Below are 20,743 nucleotides of genomic sequence, written 5' to 3' on the forward strand. Positions count from 1 at the left end.
CCATGACCGAGATCCTCGACCACCCGATCATCCCCGACTTCGGTCAGGTGACTGCCCGGCCCCCGTCGTCCGACGCCTCGACGGAGGGGAGGGCACGCCTGAAGCCGTCGGATTTCGCTGCCCCCGCGGTCGGGGCGGAGCCCGTAGGGCAGCCGCGCAAGATGTGCTTCATCGCCTCCAAGGGCAACCTCGACATGGCCTACCCCGCGCTCATCATGGCCAACGCGGCGTTGGGAGAGGGCATCGAGACCCACATCTTCTTCACCTTCTGGGGCTTCGACCTCGTGACCGAACGCACGATGGACGACCTGAAGTTCACCATGTTGGGCAACACCGCCATGCACCTGCCAATGGCGCCGTCGATGCCGGTGTGGGCCGGCATGGGAGCCATCCCCGGTATGACGCGCATGGCGACCAAGATGATGACCAGACAGCTCGACGACCTGGAGATCCCAGGCGTGCGCGAGTTCCTCGACATCATCGTGGCCGCCGGCGGTCACCTGTGGGGCTGCAAACTGAGCTTCGACATGAACGGCTTGGTCATGTCCGACCTCTACGAAGGGGTCGAGGACGTGATCTCCGCCTCGGACTTCATTGAGCTCAGCGCAGGGGGTCAGATCATCTTCGTCTGAACCACGCCGGTGCGCAGTTCGTCGTCGATCCAGGCCAACGCCTCGGACAGTTCCTTGACGTGATGGCGTTGCTGTGTGGCTCCCATCAGCACGGAGGTGCGTCGCTGGGTGTTGTTCATGCCCTGGATGACGTAGATGATGTGACGGCGGCGCAATCGCCGCAGCGCGGTGTCGAGCGCGACGGCGCCGGAGGCATCGAGGATGCGCATCTGGTGACAGCGGATGATCACTGCGGCGGTGTGGTCGCCCAGGTCGTTGACCTCGTCGATGAACCGCTGCGCGTTGCCGTAGAACAGCGCGCCGTCCACACGGAAGATCGCGACGGCATCGCGCAGGTGCTCCTGCTCCGCATTCCAGTCCACGACGCCCTCCATCGTGGTGGTGGGCAGGTTCTGCCGGGCCACCACGGAGTAGGTGGCCATGTGTCGCAGACTCATCACGGCGGCCATCAGGAGCCCCAGCAGCACGGCGGCCACCAGGTCCAGCAGGACGGTGGCACCGAAGGTGAGCAGGAACGTGTTGCGGTCCGCCCTGGTGACCGTGAGCATCGTGCGGCCGAGGCGCAGGTTGATCATGCGCCCGGCGGTCACCAGGAGCACGCCGCCCAACGCGGCCATCGGCACGGTCGCCACGATGGGTGCCAACAACAGCATGACGGCCAGCAGCATGACCGCGTGTGTGACCGACGACAACCGGGTGCGGGCCCCGGATCGGACGTTGACGGCGGTCCGCGCGATGGCGCCCGTGGCGGGCAGGCCACCGAAGAGTCCCGACGCGATGTTAGCCAGGCCTTGGCCCATCAGCTCGCGGTCCGGGTTCGTCGCAGTGAGATCCGGACGCATCCCGTCGGCGACCCTGGCGGACAGCAGCGACTCGAGCGCGGCCAACGCCGCGATGGCGAGGGCCGGCCCGGCCAGGTCCTGCAGCATCCCCATGGTGAAGTCCGGCACCTGAGGTGAGGGGAGGCCGGTGGGCAGCGCCCCGATGGAGTCCACCGTGATGGGGAGCAGCACGACGGCGACCGTCGCGATGATGATGGAGATGAGCGCCAGCGGCCATTTCGGCACGTAGCGCAGGCCCACCAGGTGCAGCGCGATGACCGCGACGGCCAGTGCGAGGGGCTGCCAGGCGTGGCTCCAGTCGGCCTGCTGGATGGTCTGCCAGCCGGCGACCAGCGTGGATTCCGACGAGCCGCGTGGGGCGTCGAGGATGAGCGGTAGCTGCTGCAGCGCGATGATCACGCCGATGCCCATCGTGAACCCCTCGACCACGGGGAAGGGGATGAACTCCACGGATCTACCGACGGCCGTGATGGCCATGGCCACCACGATGATGCCGCCCATGATGGCGAGCAGTGGGATCACGCCGAGGCCGTACTTGGCGATGACCGGGAGCAGCACGACGGTCATGGCGCCCGTGGGGCCGGAGACCTGGAGGTGGGAACCGCCGAAGACGGCGGCGACTATGCCCGCGACGATCGCCGTCACGAGGCCGGCTGCGGCACCCGCCCCGGAGGCGACACCGAAGCCCAGCGCCAGCGGAAGCGCCACCACGCCGACGGTGATGCCGGCCACCAGGTCCTTCAGCCACGACTGCCTCAAACCGCCATAGTCCGCTGGCCCCGGCCAGAGGTTCCTCAGGTTGACGAAGTGTTCGCCCGCCAGCGCTCGGTAGCGGCGTATCTGTTCCCTCGGCGTCAGGCGCTGAGGTTCAATCCGGAAATCCCGGTTTCCCATGTGGTAATCGCCTCCAGAGCGAAGCGTACTACTCCCAGCACCGGGATCCGATCTCCCGTCGGCTCGGTGTCAGACGCGGTCCTTGCGCTTCTCACGAGCACGGATCTGGACCTGGACGGGGGATCCCTCGAAGCCGAAGTCCTCCCGGAGGCGGCGCTCGATGTAGCGCACGTAGGTCTCGTCCATCTTGCCGCTGGTGAACAGCGCGAAGGTGGGCGGGCAGTTCTGCGCCTGGGTGCCGAACAGGATGCGCGGCTGCTTGCCGCTGCGCACGGGGTGCGGGTGGGCGGCCGAGAGCCGGCCGAGGAAGGCGTTGAGCTTGCCGGTGGAGATGCGCGACTCCCAGCCTGCGGCGGCCGTTTCGATGGCCTTGCCGAGCTTGTCGACGTTGCGGCCGGTCAGCGCGGAGATGTTCACCGTCGGTGCCCACTTCCACGCCTGCAGGTCGCGATCCACCTCGCGTTCCAGATAGTAGCGACGCTCCTCATCGGTGAGGTCCCACTTGTTGAAGGCGATGACCAGGGCGCGGCCGGATTCCTCGATGTTGCTGAGGATCCGCAGGTCCTGGTCTGACACCGGCTCCGAGGCGTCGACCACCATGATGCACACCTCGGCGCGTTCGATGGCGGCCTGGGTGCGCAGCGAGGCGTAGTACTCGTGGCCGGAGGCCTCCTTGACCCGCTTGCGGATGCCTGCGGTGTCGATGAGGCGGTACACCTGCCCGCTGATCTCGACGAGCTCGTCGACGGGGTCCACGGTGGTGCCGGACACGTCCGACACCACGACCCGCTTCTCCCCCGCCATCTTGTTCAGCAGCGAGGACTTGCCCACGTTCGGCTTGCCGACGATGGCGATCCGGCGGGGCCCGCCGATCTCCTCGTAGGTCTCGCGCGGGGCCTCAGGGATGGCGTCCAGCAGTGCGTCGAGCATGTCACCCGAGCCGCGACCGTGCAGGGCGGAGACCGGGAACGGCTCGCCCAGACCCAGGTTCCACATGCTGGCGGCCATGACCTCGTGACGCTGGTCGTCGACCTTGTTCGCGGCGAGCACGACAGGCTTCTGGGAGCGGCGCAGCACGCGGACCACCGCTTCGTCCTCATCCGTGGTGCCGACGGTGGCGTCGACGACGAAGAGCACCGCGTCTGCCAGCGAGATGGCCATCTCCGCCTGCTCCGCGATGGCGGCGGCCATTCCCGTCGCGTCGGAGATCCAACCGCCGGTGTCGACCAGCACGAACTCACGTCCGTTCCAGTTGGCGTCGTACGAGACGCGGTCACGCGTGACGCCAGGCTGGTCCTGGACCACGGCTTCCCGGCGACCGAGGATACGGTTGACCAGCGTCGACTTGCCGACGTTGGGTCGGCCGACAACGGCCACGATGGGCTTGACGGTCTCGGTCACGGGAGCCTCCTGAAGAGAGTGGGCAGCGCCCCAGCCTAGTCGAATCAGCTGGGCGGTGTGAGCGCGACGATTGCGTCGACGACTTCCGAGGGTGTCAGGAAGGTCGAATCGATGACCGTCACGCCCGCTGCGGCGTCGGTGAAGTTCGACACCGTGGAGTCATCGCGATCCCGGCGGAGCACCTGGTCGGTCACTTCCGCGGCGGTGGCCCTGCCCTCCACCTCGGCCGCGCGTCGGGCGACCCGGGCGGAGGGATCCGCCACCAGCAGCACCCGCACGTCCGCGTCAGGCGCCACGACGGTGGTGATGTCGCGGCCCTCGACGACGATGCGCCGGTCGTGCTGCGCGATGACGGTGCGCATCAGTTCCGTGAGCAACCGACGTACCTCGAGGTTGGTGGCGACCGTGGAGACGGCCGCGGAGATCCGCGGCTCGCGGATCTCGTCGGTGACGTCGTGACCGTTGATGTGGAACGTAGGCGACTCCGGGGTGGTTCCGCACACCAGCGCGGCCTCGGCGACGAGCCTGGCCACTGAGTCGACGTCGGCTCCCCCGGGATAGCGACGCAGGTACTCGGTGGTCGCCGCCCGGTACATGGCGCCGGTGTCGAGGTACCCCAGGCCCAGCCGTCGGGCCAGCAGTTTTGCGGTGGTGGACTTGCCGGAGCCGCTGGGCCCGTCGATGGCGATCAGCAGAGACATCAGACATTTCCTCCGTTGGATGACCACGCACCCCAGCCGCGCTCCAGCAGGGTGGCGCGGAGCTTCTCGGCGACCTCGCTCTCGACGGAGATCTGCAGGTAGCCGACCTCGCGGACCGGGTCGTGGGTGATTTCAAAGTCCTCGACGTTGAAGCCCAGCTCGCCGATGTCGGTGAACAGGCGGCCCAGGGCGCGCGGTTCATCAGGGATCTCGACGGTGACCTTGAGCAGATCGAGAGGGTTCTGGCCGTGCTTGCCGAGCAGTGAATGGGCGCCGGTGCGCCCGATGGACAGGAAGTGCTCGAGGTCCTCGGGGTGGTCCAGCACGCTGATGAGGTGCGCCAGGTCCGTGGCGACCTCCTCGAGTTCGTGGCGGACGGCGTCGGCGTTGGAGACGATGATCTGGCGCCACAGGGCCGGGTCCGAACCGGCGATGCGGGTGACGTCGCGGATCCCCTGGCCGGCGAGCCGCAGGTTGTCCGTGGGCACCTCACGGAGGTGGCTCGCGGTCAGGATGCTCATCAGATGCGGCACGTGACTGACCTGCGCCACCGCCTCGTCGTGCAGGTCCACCGGCATGGTGACGACGCGTGCCCCCACCTCCTGGGCGAGCTTCTCGATGCGGGCCACGTCCTCCGGCAGGTTCCCGTCCTGCGGGGTGACCACCCAGGTGCGGTCCTTGAAGAGGTCGCCTGATGCGGTGAGGGGGCCGGTGAACTGGGATCCGGCCATAGGGTGCGAGCCCACGTAGCGGCGATGCTCCGGAGCGAGCTTCACCACCGCCTCCAGGATGGGGGCCTTGACGGAGCCGACGTCGGTGATCACGGCGTGCGGGAACTTCTCGAGGGTCTCCGCCACGAGGCTGGGGATCACCTCTGGCGGGGTGGCGACCACCACAATGTCGGGGTTGTCGGTGGCCTCATCCGAGATGCGGCCGGCGCCGAGCCCCGCGGCCACCAGGGAATGGGCGGCCACGATGTCCCAGAGGATCACGTCGTAGCCGGCGCGCGTGAGGGCCAGCCCGAGCGAGGAGCCCACCAGGCCGGCGCCCAGGATCAGTACCGATTCAGCCACGGGCCACCTCGTCCCGGCTGAGGCGGCGGAAGGTGCGGCGCCGGGCCTCGCCGCGCTCCAGCACGGCGACCTCGAGCTGGTCCGAGTGCAGCGCGTTGCCGGCCAGAGTGACGGCGTCGCCCAACGGTGCGTCGGGGGTGAAACCGGCCCGCACCACCTCGGCGACCCGTTCGGCGTCACCGCCGATGACCGCGAGTTCCTGCTCGTCGGTGATCACGCCGTCGTAGCTGATCCGGTACAGCACGTCGCCGGTGGGCTCCTCCCCCAGCTCCGCGACGATCAGCTCCACCTCGTAGGGCTTCTCGCCGCCGGAGGCGAACGCGCCACCCAGCAGCTGCGAGTAGGCGCCGGCCAGGCTGCGGCCCGTCACGTCACGGCGGTCATAGGAGTAGCCCCGCAGATCCGCGTGCCGGATCCCGGCGATCCGCAGCGTCTCGAACTCGTTGTACCGGCCGACCGCTGCGAAACCGATGCGGTCGTAGATCTCGGCGACCTTGTTCAACGTCGTCGAGTGGTTCTCCGCCACCATCGCGATCCCACCGGCATAGCGCAGAACCACGACGGCGCGCCCCCGTGCGATGCCCTTGCGGGCGAACTCCGCCCTGTCCATCATCTGCTGCTCGGGACTGACATAGAACGGCAGGCTCACAGCGCGTACCCCCTCGGGCCGTCGGGACGCGCGGTGCGTGCCGCGACGATTGTGTGGGCGAGTTCCCGCACGCCCTCTTCGGACCACCGGGCGACACCGGCGGCCGAGGCCCGCAGCACGAGCGGGAAGATGCCGCGCGTGAGGTCGAGGCCGGAGGTGGCGGAGTCGTCGTCCGCCGCGTCGTACAGCGACTGCAGCAGCGCCGCGACGGCCGAATGCTCGTCGGCGTCCGGGTCGTGCAGCTTCTTCAACGCCCCGCGGGCGAAGGCGGCGCCTGATCCGACGGAGCAGTACTGGTGCTCCTCGTAGCGGCCACCGGTGGCGTCGTAGGAGAACATCCGGCCGCGCATCGCACGCTCGTCCCAGCCGACGAACAGCGGCAGTACCACCATGCCCTGCATCGCCTGGGGGAGGTTGGCCCGCAGCATGGAGCTGAGCCGGTTCGCCTTGCCGTCGAAGCTCAGCTGCGTACCCTCGACCTTCTCGAAGTGCTCCAACTCCACCTGGAACAACCGCACGAGTTCGACGGCCAGCCCAGCCACGCCTGCCACCCCGATGATCGACAGGTCATCGGCACCGAAGACCTTCTCGATGTCGCGCATGGCGATCGCGGTGCCCATGGTGGCGCGCCTGTCGCCCGCCATCACCACTCCGTCGCGGTAGCGGGCCGCCACGATCGTGGTGCCGTGCACGGCAGGCATGGCGGCACCGCCGGCGGCGGGGAGGGTCTCCGGCGCCACCTGCCTCAGGTACTCCATGAAGGAGGGGCTGTCCATCATCACCCTTCTATAGTGGCTGGCATGAAGCGAGTCGTGCCAATCATTGTCGATCTGGTCTGCGTACTGGTGTTCGCCGTCGTCGGGCGGGCCTCCCACGGCTTGGACCTGTTCGGCGTCCTCGCCACAGCTTGGCCGTTCCTGCTGGCCTGCCTCATCGCCTGGGCTGCGGTGGCGATGACCAAGGTGCCCTTCGCCGGTTGGCGGGAGGGGCTCATCGTGTGGAGCGTGACGCTCGTCGTGGGCATGGTACTGCGCGTCGTCTCGGGCGACACCGCGGCCTGGGCGTTCGTCCTGGTGGCCGCGCTATTCCTGGCCGTCACCCTCATGGGTTGGCGCTTCGTCTGGAGACTGAGCCGCCACCGGAGCGCCCGCACCGCCTAGGTCTGCGGGGATGTTCGCCGGACGGGGCCCCGTGTAGTCGGGGCCGTAGGCACCGGGGGCCGGCCGACGGCTGCGCATGGGCGCCTGCTGACCCGGCGCCAGTCGTCGGGAGATCGCGAGGAACCCCGTGTGGCTCGACGTGCCGTGCCCTGGCCGGATGGCCAGACCCTCGGCGTGCCAGTCACGCACGGTCGTCTCGGTGAGCTGCGGCTCGGTGAAACCGCCGTGGGCGCGCAGGGTGTCGGCCACGCGTCCCAGTTGGGTGGCCGTGGCCACGTAACACACCAGCACGCCGCCGGGGACGAGACGCTCCCCCACTGCCTCGATGCACTCCCAGGGGGCGAGCATGTCGAGGATGGCCCGGTCGATCTCGTCGTCCGTGATGGCCTCGACGAGGTCGCCGACGGTCACCCGCCAGCCGGGGTGCTCCCCGCCGATGAAGTTGCGCACGTTGTTCTGGGCGACGTCGGCGAACTGCTCGCGCCGCTCGTAGGAGTGCAGGGTGCCCTCGGGGCCGATGGCCCGCAGCAGCGCCAGCGACAGCGCACCGGAGCCGACGCCGGCCTCCAGCACGCGCGCGCCGGGGAAGATGTCGCCCCACATGACGATCTGGGCGGCTTCCTTGGGGTAGATGACCGCCGCGTCGCGAGGCATGGCCACCATGTAGTCGTGGAGCAGCGGCCGCAGCGCCAGGTACTGCATGCCGCCGGCCGACTTCACGACGACGCCCTCGGGCCCGCCGATCAGCTCGTCGTGGTGCACCGCGCCCTTGGTGGTGTGCCACGTCGCCCCCTCCTTGAGGAGGATCGACTTGCGGCGGCCCTTGTTGTCGGTGAGCGTCACGCGCTCGCCGGGCTGCAGGGGTCCTCTGTGCACTCCCGACAGGTTCATGCCAGTTCCTTCCGTGCCCGCCATACGTCGACGAGCGTCTCCCAGGTGATGCCGTCGAGCCCTTCGCCGATGTGCATGCGGCGGTGCTGCTCGAGCGGCACAGAAGGCACAGCGTAGACGACGGCGCCCGAGGCGAGCCCGGACAGGGTGCCCGGCACGGAATCCTCCAGGATCACGACGTCCTTCGGGGAGACGCCCAGGCGCTCCATGGCAAGGAGGTATCCCTCCGGGTGCGGCTTGGTCCTCTCCACGTCGTCGGAGGTGACGACGAACGAGACATGCTGGGGCAACCGGTCGCGGGCCGCATCGAGGACGGACCCGCTGCTGGCGGTGACGATCGCGCAGGGGACGCCCAACGCCGCCAACTCCACGAGCAGTTCGCGCGAGCCGGGCAGGTACGGCAGGTCGCGCTGACGGAGGTGGTCGGCCACCCGCTGCAGGAGCGTCTCCAGTAGGCCGTCGATGTCGTCTGAGCCGATGGCTTCGGCGATCGTCGCGGCGGAGAGCCGCGCGTCCTGGCCGGTCATCGACTCCCACTGCTCGGTGGTGAACGTCACCCCGTGCTCGGCGAGCATCTGGCGCTCGATCTCCTGCCACACGGGCTCGGTGTTGACCAGCGTCCCGTCGAAGTCCCAGAGGACGGCCTTCGGCTCAGCCTGCATTGAAGTACTTCGCTTCCGGGTGGTGCACGACGATGGCATCGGTCGACTGCTCAGGGTGCAACTGCAGTTCCTCGCTCAGCTCGACGCCGATCCGCTCCGGCTTCAGCAGCGCCACGAGCTTGGCGCGGTCCTCCAGATCCGGGCATGCCGGGTAGCCGAAGGAGTAGCGCGAGCCGCGGTAGCCCTGCTTGCGGATGGCCTCCTCGATGTCGGAGGTGGCGCCGAAGCCCAGGTCCTGGCGGATCCGGTCGTGCCAGTGCTCCGCGAGAGCCTCCGTCAGCTGCACTGAGAGGCCATGGAGCTCCATGTAGTCGCGGTACGAGTTGGCCTCGAAGAGCTTCGCCGTGCCCTTGGCCACCTCGGAGCCCATCGTGACCAGCTGCATGGCCAACACGTCCGGGCCGCGCTCAGCGGCCTCGTCGGCGTCGCGGAAGTAGTCCGCCAGGCACAGGCGGCGGTCACGGCGCTGGCGCGGGAACGTGAACCTCGTGACCTCCTTCTGCGGGTCCTCGGGGCTGCCGACGATCAGCGACTCCCCCTCCGAGTGCACCGGGAAGTATCCGTACACCACTCCGAAGTTGGCGAGGTTCTCCGTCTTGATCCGGTCCATCCACCCGCGCAGGCGCGGCATGGCCTCGGTCTCGACGATCTCCTCGAAGGACGGGCCTCCCCTGCTGCCCTTCAGGCCCCACTGGCCCATGAACGTGGCGCGGTGGTCGAGCCATGCGGCGACCTCGGCCAGCGCGATGCCCTTGACCACGCGCGTGCCCCAGAACGGCGGGGTGGGCACGTCGACGTCGCGGGCGACGTCGGAGCGGGTGCCCGGCTCGATCGGCACCTCCTCCACCTCCACCTTGGCATAGCGACGCTTCTTGGGTTCGGGCAGCTTCGCGCCCGGCACCCCCTGCTTCACGGCCATCACCGCGTCCATCAGCGCGAGACCCTCGAACGCGTCCTTGGCGTAGCGCACCTGGCCCTCGAAGATGTCGCCCAGGTCGTGTTCCACGAAGGTTCGGGTGAGCGCGGCGCCGCCGAGCAGCACCGGGTACTTCTCCGCGAGGCCCAGCCGGTTGAGTTCGCCCAGGTTGTCCTTCATCACCAGCGTCGACTTCACGAGGAGCCCGGACATACCGATGGCATCGGCACTGTGCTTCTCCGCGGCGTCGATGATGGCCTGGATGGGCTGCTTGATGCCGATGTTGATGACGGTGTAGCCGTTGTTGCTGACGATGATGTCGACGAGGTTCTTACCGATGTCGTGCACGTCGCCGCGGACGGTGGCGAGCACGAGGGTGCCCTTGCCTGTGTCGCTCTCCGACTTCTCCATGTGCGGCTCGAGGTGCGCCACGGCCAGCTTCATGGTCTCCGCGGACTGGAGTACGAACGGCAGCTGCATCTGGCCGGAGCCGAACAGCTCGCCCACCGTCTTCATGCCGGCGAGCAGGTCCTGGTTGATGATGTCGAGCGCCGGCTTGTCCCTGAGAGCCTCGTCGAGGTCTGCGGTGAGGCCCTTGGCCTCGCCGTCGATGATGCGGCGCTGGAGGCGCTCCTCGAGGGGCAGCGCGGCCAGTTCTGCGGCGCGAGAGGCGCGGGCGGAGGCCGCGGTGACGCCCTCGAACAGGTCCAGGTACTTCGAGAGCGGGTCGTAGCCCTCGGAGCGGCGGTCGTAGACCATGTCGAGGGCGACCTGGCGCTGTTCCTCCGGAATGCGGTCCATCGGGAGGATCTTCGCGCTGTGCACGATGGCCGAGTCGAGGCCGGCCTGGACGCACTCGTGCAGGAACACGGAGTTCAGCACGATGCGGGCGGCCGGGTTGAGGCCGAACGAGACGTTCGACACTCCCAGCGTGGTGCGCACGCCGGGGTACAGGCGCTTGAGTTCGCGGATGGCGTCGATGGTCTCGATCGCGTCGCGGCGCGTCTCCTCCTGGCCCGTGGCGATGGGGAACGTGAGGCAGTCGACGAGGATGTCGCCCACGTCCATCCCCCAGTTCTGCGTGAGGTCTTCGATGAGGCGCGACGCGACGCGCACCTTCCATTCGGCGGTGCGCGCCTGGCCCTCCTCGTCGATGGTCAGGGCCACGACGGCGGTGCCATGCTCCTTCACCAGCGGCATGATCCGGCCGAAGCGTGACGTGGGGCCGTCACCGTCCTCGTAGTTGACCGAGTTGATGATCACGCGGCCCGCCAGGTGCTCCAGGCCCGCGAGCAGGACCTCCGGCTCCGTGGAGTCGAGCACGATCGGGAGCGTGACCGCAGTGGAGAGGCGGGAGGCGAGTTGCTTCATGTCGGCCACGCCGTCGCGGCCGACGTAGTCGATGCACAGATCGAGCACGTGCGCCCCGTCGCGGGCCTGGGACTTGGCGATCTCGACGCACTCATCCCAGTTCTCCGCCAGCATCGCCTCACGGAAGGCCTTGGACCCGTTGGCGTTGGTGCGCTCGCCGATGTTGAGGTAGCTGGCGTCCTGTTCGAACGGCACCTCGATGTAGAGCGAGCTGGCCGAGTTCTGCGGCTGGGGGTCGCGCGGGGCGACCTCACGGCCGCTGTAGCGCTCAGCGAGGAGACGGATGTGCTCAGGCGTGGTGCCGCAGCAACCGCCGATGACCGCAAGCCCGAACTCGTCCAGGTAGGTGCCCAGGGCGTCGGCGAGGCCATCGGGGCCCAGCGGGTAGCGGGCACCGTCGGCCGTCAGTTCCGGGAGACCGGCGTTGGGCATGGTGCCGACGGCGATCTTGGCGTTGCGGGCGAGGTGACGCAGGTGCTCGCTCATCTCGGCGGGACCGGTGGCGCAGTTGAGGCCGATGCAGTCCACTCCCAGCGCCTCCAGCGCCGTGAGCGCGGCGCCGATCTCGGAGCCCAGCAGCATGGTGCCGGTGGTCTCGACGGTGACGTTGACGAGGATGGGCAGGTCGACGCCCGCCTCCGCCGCGGCCCGCTGCGAGCCGATGATGGCGGCCTTGGCCTGGAGGAGGTCCTGGCAGGTCTCGATCTGCACCGCGTCGATGCCGCCGCGGATCATGGCGGCCACCTGACGCTGGTAGGCGTCGCGGATGGCGGCGAACTGGACGTGCCCGAGCGTGGGCAGCTTGGTGCCGGGGCCCATGGAGCCCAGGACGAAGCGGGGCTTGTCGGTGAACTCGTCTGCCACGCCGCGGGCGATCCGCGCGGAGGCCTCAGCAAGTTCGTCGAGGCGCTCGACGATGTCGTACTCAGCAAGCGCAGCCAGGTTGGTGCCGAAGGAGTTGGTCTCAACGGCGTCTGCGCCGGCCTCGAAGTAGGCGCGGTGGACGGAGGCCACGATGTCGGGCCTGGTCACGTTGAGGATCTCGTTGCAGCCCTCGAGCCCCTGGAAGTCGTCGTCGACACTGAGGTCGCCGAACGACTGCAGCATGGTGCCCATCGCCCCATCGGCAACAAGCACACGACGATTCAACAGGTCTCTCAGATTAATAGCCACCGGGCAAGGCTAGCCGCACCCGGTAGGCTGGACGAATGCAGTTCGCGCCTTTGGACGGTCTCCGAGACCCCGCAGTGGTGATCGGGTTCTCCGGTTGGAACGACGCCGGTAATGCGGCCAGCGATCTGCTGCGCCATCTGATGGACTCCTATCCCGGCACTGACGCGGGCATCATCGACGACGAGCGCTACTGGGATTACCAGCAGACGCGGCCCATGCTGCACCGCACCGCGGACGGCGCCTGGGTGGAGTGGCCTGCGCTCCGGTTGCGCGCCGTGCATCACCCGGACCGCGACATCATCGTCGTCCTGGGCCCGGAACCGAACCTCCTGTGGCGGCAGTTCTCCATGGACCTGGTGGACCGGATCAAGAAGATCGACCCGGAGATCGTCGTCTTCCTCGGCGCCATGCTGAGCGACACGCCGCACACGCGTCCGCTTCCCGTGGGGGTCTACACCAGTGATCCCGCGGTTGAGCGGAAGTACAACATGGACGCCAACGACTACACCGGACCAACGGGCATGATCGGCGTGGCCGGGCAGTTGATGTTGCACGAGCGGATCCCAGCGGCTTCGCTGTGGGTGTCCGTCCCGCACTACGTGTCGTCGCCGCCCAACCCGAAGGCGCAGGACGCGTTGCTCACGGAGCTGGAGGGGATCCTGCACGTCAAGATCCAGCACGCGGAACTCCCCGCCGAGGCGGATAAGTGGACGCTGGCGGTGGACCAGTTGAGCGCGCAGGACCCGGACATCGCTGAGTACATCGGCCAGCTCGAGGAGGCCCGCGACACCGAAGAGGTGGAGGGCGCCACGGGCGACACGATCGCGGCGGAGTTGGAGAAGTTCCTGCGCCGCCGTCAGGGCGACGACCAGCCGAACGGCAACTGACCCCTGGCGCTGAGGATCCTGCGGATTTCAGTGCCTAGTGCTGGCAGGCCCCCGCGGCGAGGTTGCGCAGCTGGTTGACCATCGCGTCGGGGTCGGCCGCGTTGTAGACAGCAGACCCCGCCACGAAGGTGTCGGCGCCGGCCTCCGCGCAGCGCTCGATCGTCTCCGCGCTCACGCCACCGTCGACCTGGATCCAAATGGGACGGTCCCCCAGCAGCTCGCGGGTGCGGCGCACCTTCGGCAGCACCAGGTCCAGGAACTTCTGGCCGCCGAAGCCCGGCTCGACGGTCATCAGGAGCACCATGTCGACCTCGTCGAGCATGTCCGCGTACGAGTCGATGGGGGTGGCCGGCTTCAGGCCGATGGAGGCGCGGGCACCCAGCCGGCGCAGCTCGCGGGCCAGCCGGATGGGTGCGTGGGCGGCCTCCACGTGGAAGGTCACTGACTCCGCACCGGCCTCGGCGTAGGCAGGAGCCCAACGATCCGGGTCCTGGATCATCAGGTGGATGTCGAGCATCTTGTCCGTGGTCCTGCGGATGGACTCCACCACGGGCAGCCCGATGCTCAGGTTCGGCACGAAATGGTTGTCCATCACGTCGACATGGATGGCGTCGGCGCTGCCGATCCGCCCGATCTCCGTGGCGAGGTTGGCAAAATCGGCGTTGAGAATGCTCGGGGTGATACGCATGACAGCACCCTATCGAGTGGCGGAAGAGCGATCTCGGCGGGAGGTCGGCAGCGGACCGGTCAGGAACCCACGCGCAGCAGCGCGAGGTACATCGCGTCTGTGCCATGGCGCTGAGGCCACAACTGCACATCGTCTCCCAGCGCGCTCTCAGGCACGTCGGGCAGCGCGTCCGCAGCGTGCAGCCGGGCGACCTCGGGGTGCTCAGCAAGCACGTCGTCGACCACCTCGACCGTCTCCGCGCGGTGCGGCGAGCACGTCACGTAGGCCACCACTCCCCCGGGCACCGTCGACGCGACGGCCTGGCGGAGCAGGTCGCGCTGCAGGCCGCCCAGCGACGTGACGTCCTCCGGGCGGCGGCGCCACCGTGATTCCGGGCGACGACGCAACGCACCCAACCCGCTGCACGGCACGTCCACCATGACCTTCGAGAACTGGCGACCCCAGGCGGGGCGGGTGCCGTCGGCGGTGATCGTCACTGCGCCGTCGGGGTAGGCGGACAGGGCCTGCTGCACCAGCCGCGCGCGGTGCTCCTGCGACTCCGACGCGACCAACCAGGTGCCCTCCTCCCGTGCCAGGCCGGCCAGCAGCGCGGCTTTCCCGCCGGGGCCGGCGCACATGTCCAGCCAGGGGCCTGCCGGCGCCTCCGTGCGGGCCAACGCCCAGGCAACGAGCTGGGAGCCCTCATCCTGTACGCCGACGCGGCCCTGGCGCACCGCCGCCTGCTCGGCCGGGGCGCCCTCAGTGGTCGCGCCGAAGGGCGAGAACCGCGTGGGCGAGGCGCCGGACAGGTCGTCGATCGTGGCCAGCCCGGGACGCACCACGAGGGTGGGATGCGGCGCTTCGTTGTTCGCTGCGAGCGCCCGGGGCAGCTCATCTGGAGTGAGCAGATCGGCGTAGGCGTCGACGATCCACCGTGGGTGGTGGCCGCGGATGGCGAGTTCATCGAGGGGAGCGGCCTTCTTGGACAGCTGGTCGAGCCACCCGTCCAGGTCCTTGGCCGAGATCTTGCGCATGATCGCGTTCACGAGCCCCGTGACCCGCTGGCCGACGGTGGCGCGGGCCAGGTCGACCGTCGAGGTGACCGCCGCGTACTTCTTCATCTTCATGCCCAGCAGCTGGTGGGCGCCGAGCCGCAGCACGTCGACGACGGCGGGCTGGAGCGTGTTCAGCGCCCGCCCGGCGGCGGCCTCGATGACGCGGTCGTAGGTGCCCATCAACCGGCACGTGCCCGAGACGAGTTCCGTGACGAGACCGGCATCGCGGGTCTCCAGCCCGGCCGTGGCCAACCGCTTGGCCAGCGCCAGGTTGGCGTAGGCGTCCTCGCCGGTGATCTGCCGCAGCACGTCGAATGCCACCTTGCGGGGGTTCATGTCAGAGCCTTCCCTGCCGCGCCGGAGCGGGCCCAGTCGATGGCGGGCATCCGTCGTTTCCCGGGGGCCTGCACCTCGAGGAGTTCGAGCGTGCCCTCCCCGGTGCCGACGAAGACCTGCCGCTTGGTTGCTTCGAGTTCGCCCGGCGCCAGGCCATGGTCTTCGGCGACCGACGCCCGGTAGATCTTGAACCGCTGCCCGTCGAGTTCGCACCAGGCTCCCGGGTCCGGCGAGCACCCCATGATGAGGTTCCTCAGTTCCTTCGCGGGCCGCGCCCAGACGATGCGGGCCTCGTCGACGGTGATCTTGGCCGCGACGGTGAGCCCCTCGGTGGGCTGCGGCGTGGGCCGCTCGCCTGCCGCCACCATGTCGATGGCCCGGACGAGCTGGTCCGCGCCGCTCTCCGCGAGCGCCATCAGGAGCTCACCCGCGGTGGCGTCGGGCATGGGACGCGATTCCATCAGGTACACGTCGCCCGCATCCAGTTCCCGCACGATCTGGAAACACGCGGTTCCGATCTCCTCGTCGCCCGCCATGATCGCGCGTTGGACCGGCGCCGCCCCGCGCCACCTGGGCAACAGGGAGAAGTGCAGGTTGACCCAACCGTGGGCCGGGATGTCGAGCGCGGACTGCGGCAGGAGTGCGCCGTAGGCCACCACCGGGCACACGTCGACGGCGAGTTCCCGCAGGCGGGCCTGGAAATCCGCATCGCGGGGATGCGCCGGCTTCAGCACCTCGATCCCCAGTTCCTCCGCCCGCACGGCCACCGGCGACGGCGTCAGTCTGCGGCCACGGCCCGCAGGGGCATCCGGCCGGGTGACGACGGCCACCACCTCGTGCTGCGACGCGACCAGGGCGTTGAGCGAGGGAACGGCGACCTCGGGGGTGCCGGCGAACACGAGCCTCATCTGTCCTCCAGGGATTCGGGATCGACGTGAATACTGAGCTGGCCCTTTTCCTTGCGGGCGGAGCGGATGGCGGCGGCGCTCTTGACCCGCCGTGTCAGTTCGCGGGCGTCCTGGACGGGGGTGCGCAGCAGCGCAGCCCAGCGTTCAGGGCCCACCTCTGTGGGGCCGAGGATATCCACACCCGCCCAATCGTCGTTGTCGAGGAACTCACGCACCGCATCCGCGTCGCCCACGATCCGCGCCATCTTGACGGCCGGGGTCAGCCCGGCCTCGGCCCTGTCGGCGAGCTCCCTGGTGGCGAACCCGGCGAGATCGGCCCGCAGCATGGCCTGCACCGTGGGATGGGTCGCTGAGCCGACCAGCAGGACGGAACCCCCGTCGAGGGGACGGCGCGCCAGCGCCGCGGCGTTGGACCACCGGCGCAGGGCCTCCTCCGCAGCCCGGAGGCTGATCCGGGACAGCGTGACCTCGGTGTCGAGGATCAGCACGCCCGCATAGCCCGACGGGGCGCTGGGCTCGGCGCCGGGCGTGGCAACCACGATGGCGGGTTCGTCGGGGATCTCGTCGCGGATGTTCTTGGCCGAGCTGTTGACGGCGAGGGCCCCGGGGAAGGCGCGCGCCAACTCCTCCGCGGTGCGCGCGGCACCGGCCAGCGGCGTGCGGAGGCGCGACGTGTGGCAGTGCGGGCACGTCCACCGCGTGGGCTTGAATCCACACAGCGAGCATTCGGGCTCATCCCGGCGACGGGCCCGCATGGGGCCGCTGCACTTCGCGCACACGGCACGGTTGCCGCACCGCTGGCACGCGAGGGACGCCGAGTGGCCGGTCATCGGCACCTGCACGAGCACGGGGCCCTGCGGCAGGTGGTCGCGGAGGAAGCGGAAGGCCAACGAAGGGATGCGTAGGCGCGCCGCGGTGGGATCGTGCTCGCGCTCGACCTCCCCGACGGCCCGCACCGGCGCGACGATCCGCCGGGCCTCGGTGGGGGTGAGGCTGAGTTCGGCCAGCCAGCCGCGCTCGACGAGCGCCTGCGCGTCCACGCTGCGCGAGTACCCCGCCAGCATGAGGGCCGCGTTCTGGCGCGCCGACCGCAGGATGGCCACCGCGCGGGCATGGGGGTACGGGGCGCGGAGTTCCTCATGGGCGTCATGGCCGTCGTCGACGACGACCACCAGGCCCAGATCCTGCAGCGGCGCGAAGACGGCGCTGCGAGTGCCCAGCATGATGCGAGCCTGCCCACGCGCGGCGGCGAGATAGGCGCGGTACCGGGCCGAGCGGCCGGCCTCCGAGGCCAGCGCGCCCACGGCACCGTGCCCGAACACGGCCCGGAACCGGGCCACGGCAGGGGTGAGCTCGCGCACCGTGGGGAAGACGACGACGGCGGAGCGGCCGGAACGCAGCGTGGCGTCCACGGCCTCGATCACCCCGCCGAGCAGGTCGCCCGCTCCCCCATGGACGGCGGCCGCCTGCCACACCAGGCGGGGCGAGCGGCCCTCCCCCAGGGCGTCGAGCAACGACTGACCGGCAGGGTACGACGGCAGCACCGAGGCCCGCTGCAGGGGTTTGGGGTCCGGCCATTCGCGTTGCGGGGCCTTCTCTGTGGCGGCGTGCCGGGGCGCAATGGCCAGCCGGGCGACATCAGACCAGACCCCCGCGTAGTGGTCTGCCACTCCCCGGATCAGTCCGTACACCTCAGGGGTGGCGATGGGTTCCGAGGAGACGACCTTGCTGAGGCGCGCGAGCGAGGCGACCTCAGAGGTGTCGGCGATCTCGATGAGCCACCCGTCGCGCTGGGTTCCGGCGAATGGCACCTTCACCCGGGCGCCGACGGTGGCCACCTCGACCAGTTGGTCTGGAATCTCGTAATCGAACAGCCGGTCCAGGTGGGCCAGAGCCATGTCGACGGCGACCCGCGCCACCCGGCCCGTCACGTCATCCCTTGACAGCAGCCGCCAGTGCGTCGACCCGGTCTGTGCGCTCCCAGGTGGCCGACGGGATGTTGCGGCCGAAGTGGCCGTAGACCGTCACGTCCGAATAGATGGGCCGCAGCAGGTCGAGGTCGCGGATGATGGCTCCGGGCCGCAGGTCGAACGTGGCCAGCACCGCATTGCGGATCTGCTCCTCAGGCACCGCGTTGGTGCCGAAGGTGTCCAGATAGAAGCCCACGGGGTGCGCCTTGCCGATGGCGTAGGCCACCTGCACCTCACAGCGCTCAGCCAGGCCGGCAGCAACCACATTCTTGGCGACCCACCGTGTGGCGTACGCCGCGGAGCGGTCCACCTTCGAGGGGTCCTTGCCGGAGAACGCGCCGCCGCCGTGGCGGGCCATGCCGCCGTAGGTGTCGACGATGATCTTGCGGCCGGTGACACCCGCGTCGCCCATGGGGCCGCCGATGACGAACTTGCCGGTGGGGTTGATGAACACCCGCTCAGGCATGCCGAAGCCGTAGCGCTCCAGGACGGGGCCGATCACTTCGCGGCGCAGGTCCTTGTGGATGTGCGGCTGCGTGACCTCTGTGCTGTGCTGCGTGCTCACCACGACGGTGTCGATGCCCTCGGGACGCCCGTCGTCGCCGTAGCGGACGGTGACCTGCGTCTTGCCGTCCGGGCGGAGGTACTCGAGCGTGCCGTCCTTGCGGACCGCCGTCAGCTGCTCGGCCAACCGGTGCGCCAGGTCCACCGGCAGCGGCATGAGCGCCTCGGTCTCGTTGCAGGCGAATCCGAACATGAGCCCCTGGTCACCGGCGCCCTGGGCGCTGGCGATGTCGCCGTCCGCGTCGACCCGTCGCTCATAGGCGTCGTCGACGCCCTGGGCGATGTCCGGGGACTGGGCGCCGATGGCGACGGTCACGCCACAGGACGCGCCGTCGAAGCCCTTGCTGGACGAGTCGTAGCCGATCTCGAGGATGCGCTTGCGGGCGAGGTTGGCGACATCGACGTAGCCGGAGGTGGAAACCTCACCGGCCACCACCACCAGGCCGGTGGTCACGAGGGTCTCGACAGCGACCCGCGACTCCTTGTCCTGGGCGAGGAGGCCGTCGAGCACGGCGTCGGAGATGGAATCAGCGATCTTGTCCGGATGGCCTTCGGTGACCGATTCCGAGGTGAACAGACGGCTCACGGCAGAGCACTCCTAGCGCGGCAACAAGCCGCATAGTGGAAGAAGGGGTTGTTGTGGCGGCGATAAGCCGCCCCCTTGGGTGCGTCAGGAAGACGCGACTTCGGTGTCCGCGAAGGGATCAACGAAGGAGAACGCGGGATCCGCAGCCGCGGCGGCGGCAGCAGCTGCCTCTTCGGCCTCGGGATCGATCTGGGTGTACTGCAGGAGGCCTTCGCTCATCTCGCGCAGCGCGATGGACAGCGGCTTCTCCTCAGGAGCAGCGGAGACCAGCGGGCCGACGTTCTCGAGCAGGCCCTCGCCCAGCTGCGAGAAGTAGGCGTTGATCTGCCGAGCGCGCTTCGACGCGAACAGCACAAGCCGGTACTTCGAGTCGACGTTCTTCAGCAGGTCGTCGATCGGCGGGTTGGTGATGCCTTCGGGCACGGTGTTCAAGGTGATCCTTTCACGTTGTGATCACAGAGACAGGTCACAAGCTCATTAAGCTTACCAAAGCGGCGACCGTTTCATCGAGCGTGACATTGACGATCACGTGATCGGCCTCGTCGACCTGCGCCAGTTCGATCTTCGCCGTGTCCAGGCGGCGGGCCATCGTCTCCTCGTTCTCCGTGCCGCGGCCCCGGAGCCGGCTCACCAGCTCCTCCCACGACGGAGGGCTGAGGAAGATCAGCCGGGCTTCCGGCAGGTTCTGCTTCACCTGACGCGCACCCTGCAGGTCGATCTCCAGGATCACGGGGCGTCCGGCCGCGACGGAGGCGAGCACGGGCTGACGGGGGGTCCCGTAGTAGTTGCCGTGGACCTCGGCCCATTCCAGCAACTCCCCCTGCGCGATCAGGTCCCTGAACTCGTCGATGCTGACGAAGTGATAGCTCTTGCCCTCCACCTCACCGGGACGCGCTGCGCGGGTGGTCATGGACACGGAATAGAAAGGTTCTGGGTGGAGCGACCGCAGCTTTGCGCAGACGGTGCCCTTGCCAACGGCGCTCGGGCCGGAGATCACCCACACGGGAGAAGAAGTCACCCGCCTGAGCTTACCGCCGCCTCACTTGAAGAGTTCAGTGAGGCGGACCACCTGGTGGCGGCCCAGCCCGCGGATGCGACGGTTGGGGGCGATCTGGAGGTTCTCCATGATCTCGCCGGCCCGGGTCACACCCACGCGTGGCATGGAGCGCAACAGATCCACCACCTTGATGCGCGACAGGGTCTCGTCGTCGACCGCCTTGTTCAGTGCATCGGTGAAGGAGAGGTCGCCGTTCTTGACCTGCTCCTTGAGGTTCGCGCGGGCTCGACGTGCCTCTGTGGCAGCCGCCCTGGCCGCTTCAAGCTGCGCGCTGCTCAACTGAGGAATTGCCATCGGGGTTCCCTTCAATCCTTCATAGACAGCACCGGCAACGGTGAACAGGTGCTC

The 20,743-nt window shown here is 69.0% G+C and carries 18 protein-coding genes and 1 pseudogene; 3 read left to right on the forward strand and 16 right to left on the reverse strand.

Going from position 1 to position 20,743, the window contains the following annotated elements:
• The first annotated feature begins 2 nt into the window (after positions 1–2).
• A complete protein-coding gene (locus ACZK4S_RS08690) occupies positions 3–632 on the forward strand; it encodes a DsrE/DsrF/DrsH-like family protein (RefSeq protein ID WP_463643994.1) in 630 nt (209 codons plus the stop codon).
• Here the strand turns inward: ACZK4S_RS08690 and ACZK4S_RS08695 are convergent.
• The 6 genes from ACZK4S_RS08695 to prcB form a co-directional block, all read right to left on the reverse strand.
• Positions 614–2,233: a SulP family inorganic anion transporter gene (locus ACZK4S_RS08695; RefSeq protein ID WP_463643995.1), complete on the reverse strand. Its 1,620-nt coding sequence runs from the start codon at positions 2,231–2,233 to the stop codon at positions 614–616. The genes ACZK4S_RS08690 and ACZK4S_RS08695 overlap by 19 nt on opposite strands.
• 204 nt (positions 2,234–2,437) lie before the next feature.
• Positions 2,438–3,769, reverse strand: coding sequence for a ribosome biogenesis GTPase Der (gene der / locus ACZK4S_RS08700; protein WP_076058903.1), 1,332 nt, complete (start codon positions 3,767–3,769; stop codon positions 2,438–2,440).
• Positions 3,770–3,813: 44 nt separating this feature from the next.
• The gene (gene cmk / locus ACZK4S_RS08705; protein WP_463643996.1) at positions 3,814–4,470 is read right to left on the reverse strand and encodes a (d)CMP kinase; all 657 of its coding nucleotides are present in this window, start codon (positions 4,468–4,470) and stop codon (positions 3,814–3,816) included.
• Positions 4,470–5,543 carry a prephenate dehydrogenase gene (locus ACZK4S_RS08710; RefSeq protein WP_182764668.1) on the reverse strand — a complete coding sequence of 358 codons (1,074 nt, stop codon included), beginning with the start codon at positions 5,541–5,543 and terminating at the stop codon, positions 4,470–4,472. Before ACZK4S_RS08710 ends, cmk begins: the two co-directional genes overlap by 1 nt.
• On the reverse strand, positions 5,536–6,192 hold the full coding sequence (prcA, locus tag ACZK4S_RS08715) for a proteasome subunit alpha (protein WP_463643997.1): 657 nt from the start codon (positions 6,190–6,192) through the stop codon (positions 5,536–5,538). Before prcA ends, ACZK4S_RS08710 begins: the two co-directional genes overlap by 8 nt.
• Entirely contained in the window at positions 6,189–6,971 is a 783-nt protein-coding gene (prcB, locus tag ACZK4S_RS08720) for a proteasome subunit beta (protein ID WP_076058914.1), read from the reverse strand. The genes prcA and prcB overlap by 4 nt, the downstream gene beginning before the upstream one ends.
• A 21-nt stretch (positions 6,972–6,992) precedes the next feature.
• Between prcB and ACZK4S_RS08725 the strand changes: the two genes are divergently transcribed.
• Entirely contained in the window at positions 6,993–7,352 is a 360-nt protein-coding gene (locus ACZK4S_RS08725) for a DUF3054 domain-containing protein (protein ID WP_076059513.1), read from the forward strand.
• Here ACZK4S_RS08725 and ACZK4S_RS08730 read toward each other — a convergent pair.
• Positions 7,275–8,905 (reverse strand): annotated as a pseudogene (locus tag ACZK4S_RS08730) (HAD-IA family hydrolase). The gene ACZK4S_RS08725 and the pseudogene ACZK4S_RS08730 sit on opposite strands and share 78 nt — an antisense overlap.
• Entirely contained in the window at positions 8,895–12,359 is a 3,465-nt protein-coding gene (gene metH, locus ACZK4S_RS08735; RefSeq protein ID WP_463644138.1) for a methionine synthase, read from the reverse strand. The pseudogene ACZK4S_RS08730 and the gene metH overlap by 11 nt, the downstream one beginning before the upstream one ends.
• Before the next feature lie 41 nt (positions 12,360–12,400).
• Here metH and ACZK4S_RS08740 point away from each other — a divergent pair, with 41 nt between their 5' ends.
• Positions 12,401–13,252 (forward strand): proteasome assembly chaperone family protein, encoded by an 852-nt coding sequence (locus tag ACZK4S_RS08740; protein ID WP_076058919.1) that lies wholly within the window; start codon positions 12,401–12,403, stop codon positions 13,250–13,252.
• Positions 13,253–13,286: 34 nt separating this feature from the next.
• Here ACZK4S_RS08740 and rpe read toward each other — a convergent pair whose 3' ends face one another.
• The 8 genes from rpe to mihF form a co-directional block, all read right to left on the reverse strand.
• The gene (rpe, locus tag ACZK4S_RS08745) at positions 13,287–13,940 is read right to left on the reverse strand and encodes a ribulose-phosphate 3-epimerase (RefSeq protein ID WP_463643998.1); all 654 of its coding nucleotides are present in this window, start codon (positions 13,938–13,940) and stop codon (positions 13,287–13,289) included.
• 59 nt (positions 13,941–13,999) lie between these two features.
• Positions 14,000–15,310 carry an RsmB/NOP family class I SAM-dependent RNA methyltransferase gene (locus ACZK4S_RS08750; protein ID WP_463643999.1) on the reverse strand — a complete coding sequence of 437 codons (1,311 nt, stop codon included), beginning with the start codon at positions 15,308–15,310 and terminating at the stop codon, positions 14,000–14,002.
• Entirely contained in the window at positions 15,307–16,218 is a 912-nt protein-coding gene (fmt, locus tag ACZK4S_RS08755) for a methionyl-tRNA formyltransferase (protein WP_463644000.1), read from the reverse strand. The genes ACZK4S_RS08750 and fmt overlap by 4 nt, the downstream gene beginning before the upstream one ends.
• Positions 16,215–18,149 carry a primosomal protein N' family DNA-binding protein gene (locus tag ACZK4S_RS08760; protein ID WP_463644001.1) on the reverse strand — a complete coding sequence of 645 codons (1,935 nt, stop codon included), beginning with the start codon at positions 18,147–18,149 and terminating at the stop codon, positions 16,215–16,217. The genes fmt and ACZK4S_RS08760 overlap by 4 nt, the downstream gene beginning before the upstream one ends.
• A 1-nt stretch (position 18,150) precedes the next feature.
• Positions 18,151–19,338: a methionine adenosyltransferase gene (gene metK / locus ACZK4S_RS08765; protein WP_463644002.1), complete on the reverse strand. Its 1,188-nt coding sequence runs from the start codon at positions 19,336–19,338 to the stop codon at positions 18,151–18,153.
• Positions 19,339–19,422: 84 nt separating this feature from the next.
• Complete coding sequence (gene rpoZ, locus ACZK4S_RS08770) at positions 19,423–19,770, reverse strand: DNA-directed RNA polymerase subunit omega (protein WP_076058931.1); 348 nt, start codon at positions 19,768–19,770, stop codon at positions 19,423–19,425.
• A 34-nt stretch (positions 19,771–19,804) separates the two neighbouring features.
• Positions 19,805–20,356 carry a guanylate kinase gene (gene gmk / locus ACZK4S_RS08775; RefSeq protein ID WP_209455089.1) on the reverse strand — a complete coding sequence of 184 codons (552 nt, stop codon included), beginning with the start codon at positions 20,354–20,356 and terminating at the stop codon, positions 19,805–19,807.
• A gap of 21 nt (positions 20,357–20,377) precedes the next feature.
• Positions 20,378–20,689 (reverse strand): integration host factor, actinobacterial type, encoded by a 312-nt coding sequence (gene mihF / locus ACZK4S_RS08780; protein ID WP_076058934.1) that lies wholly within the window; start codon positions 20,687–20,689, stop codon positions 20,378–20,380.
• Between the last annotated feature and the right edge of the window lie 54 nt (positions 20,690–20,743).

It is taken from the genome of Tessaracoccus zhenghani, assembly GCF_055326325.1.

Coding starts and splice junctions, on each gene's coding strand:
- prcB (WP_076058914.1), bottom strand. CDS start 6,971: ATGATGGACAGCCCCTCCTTCATGGAGTACCTGAGGCAGGTGGCGCCG.
- ACZK4S_RS08725 (WP_076059513.1), top strand. CDS start 6,993: ATGAAGCGAGTCGTGCCAATCATTGTCGATCTGGTCTGCGTACTGGTG.
- mihF (WP_076058934.1), bottom strand. CDS start 20,689: ATGGCAATTCCTCAGTTGAGCAGCGCGCAGCTTGAAGCGGCCAGGGCG.
- ACZK4S_RS08750 (WP_463643999.1), bottom strand. CDS start 15,310: ATGAACCCCCGCAAGGTGGCATTCGACGTGCTGCGGCAGATCACCGGC.
- ACZK4S_RS08690 (WP_463643994.1), top strand. CDS start 3: ATGACCGAGATCCTCGACCACCCGATCATCCCCGACTTCGGTCAGGTG.
- fmt (WP_463644000.1), bottom strand. CDS start 16,218: ATGAGGCTCGTGTTCGCCGGCACCCCCGAGGTCGCCGTTCCCTCGCTC.
- ACZK4S_RS08740 (WP_076058919.1), top strand. CDS start 12,401: ATGCAGTTCGCGCCTTTGGACGGTCTCCGAGACCCCGCAGTGGTGATC.
- cmk (WP_463643996.1), bottom strand. CDS start 4,470: ATGTCTCTGCTGATCGCCATCGACGGGCCCAGCGGCTCCGGCAAGTCC.
- rpe (WP_463643998.1), bottom strand. CDS start 13,940: ATGCGTATCACCCCGAGCATTCTCAACGCCGATTTTGCCAACCTCGCC.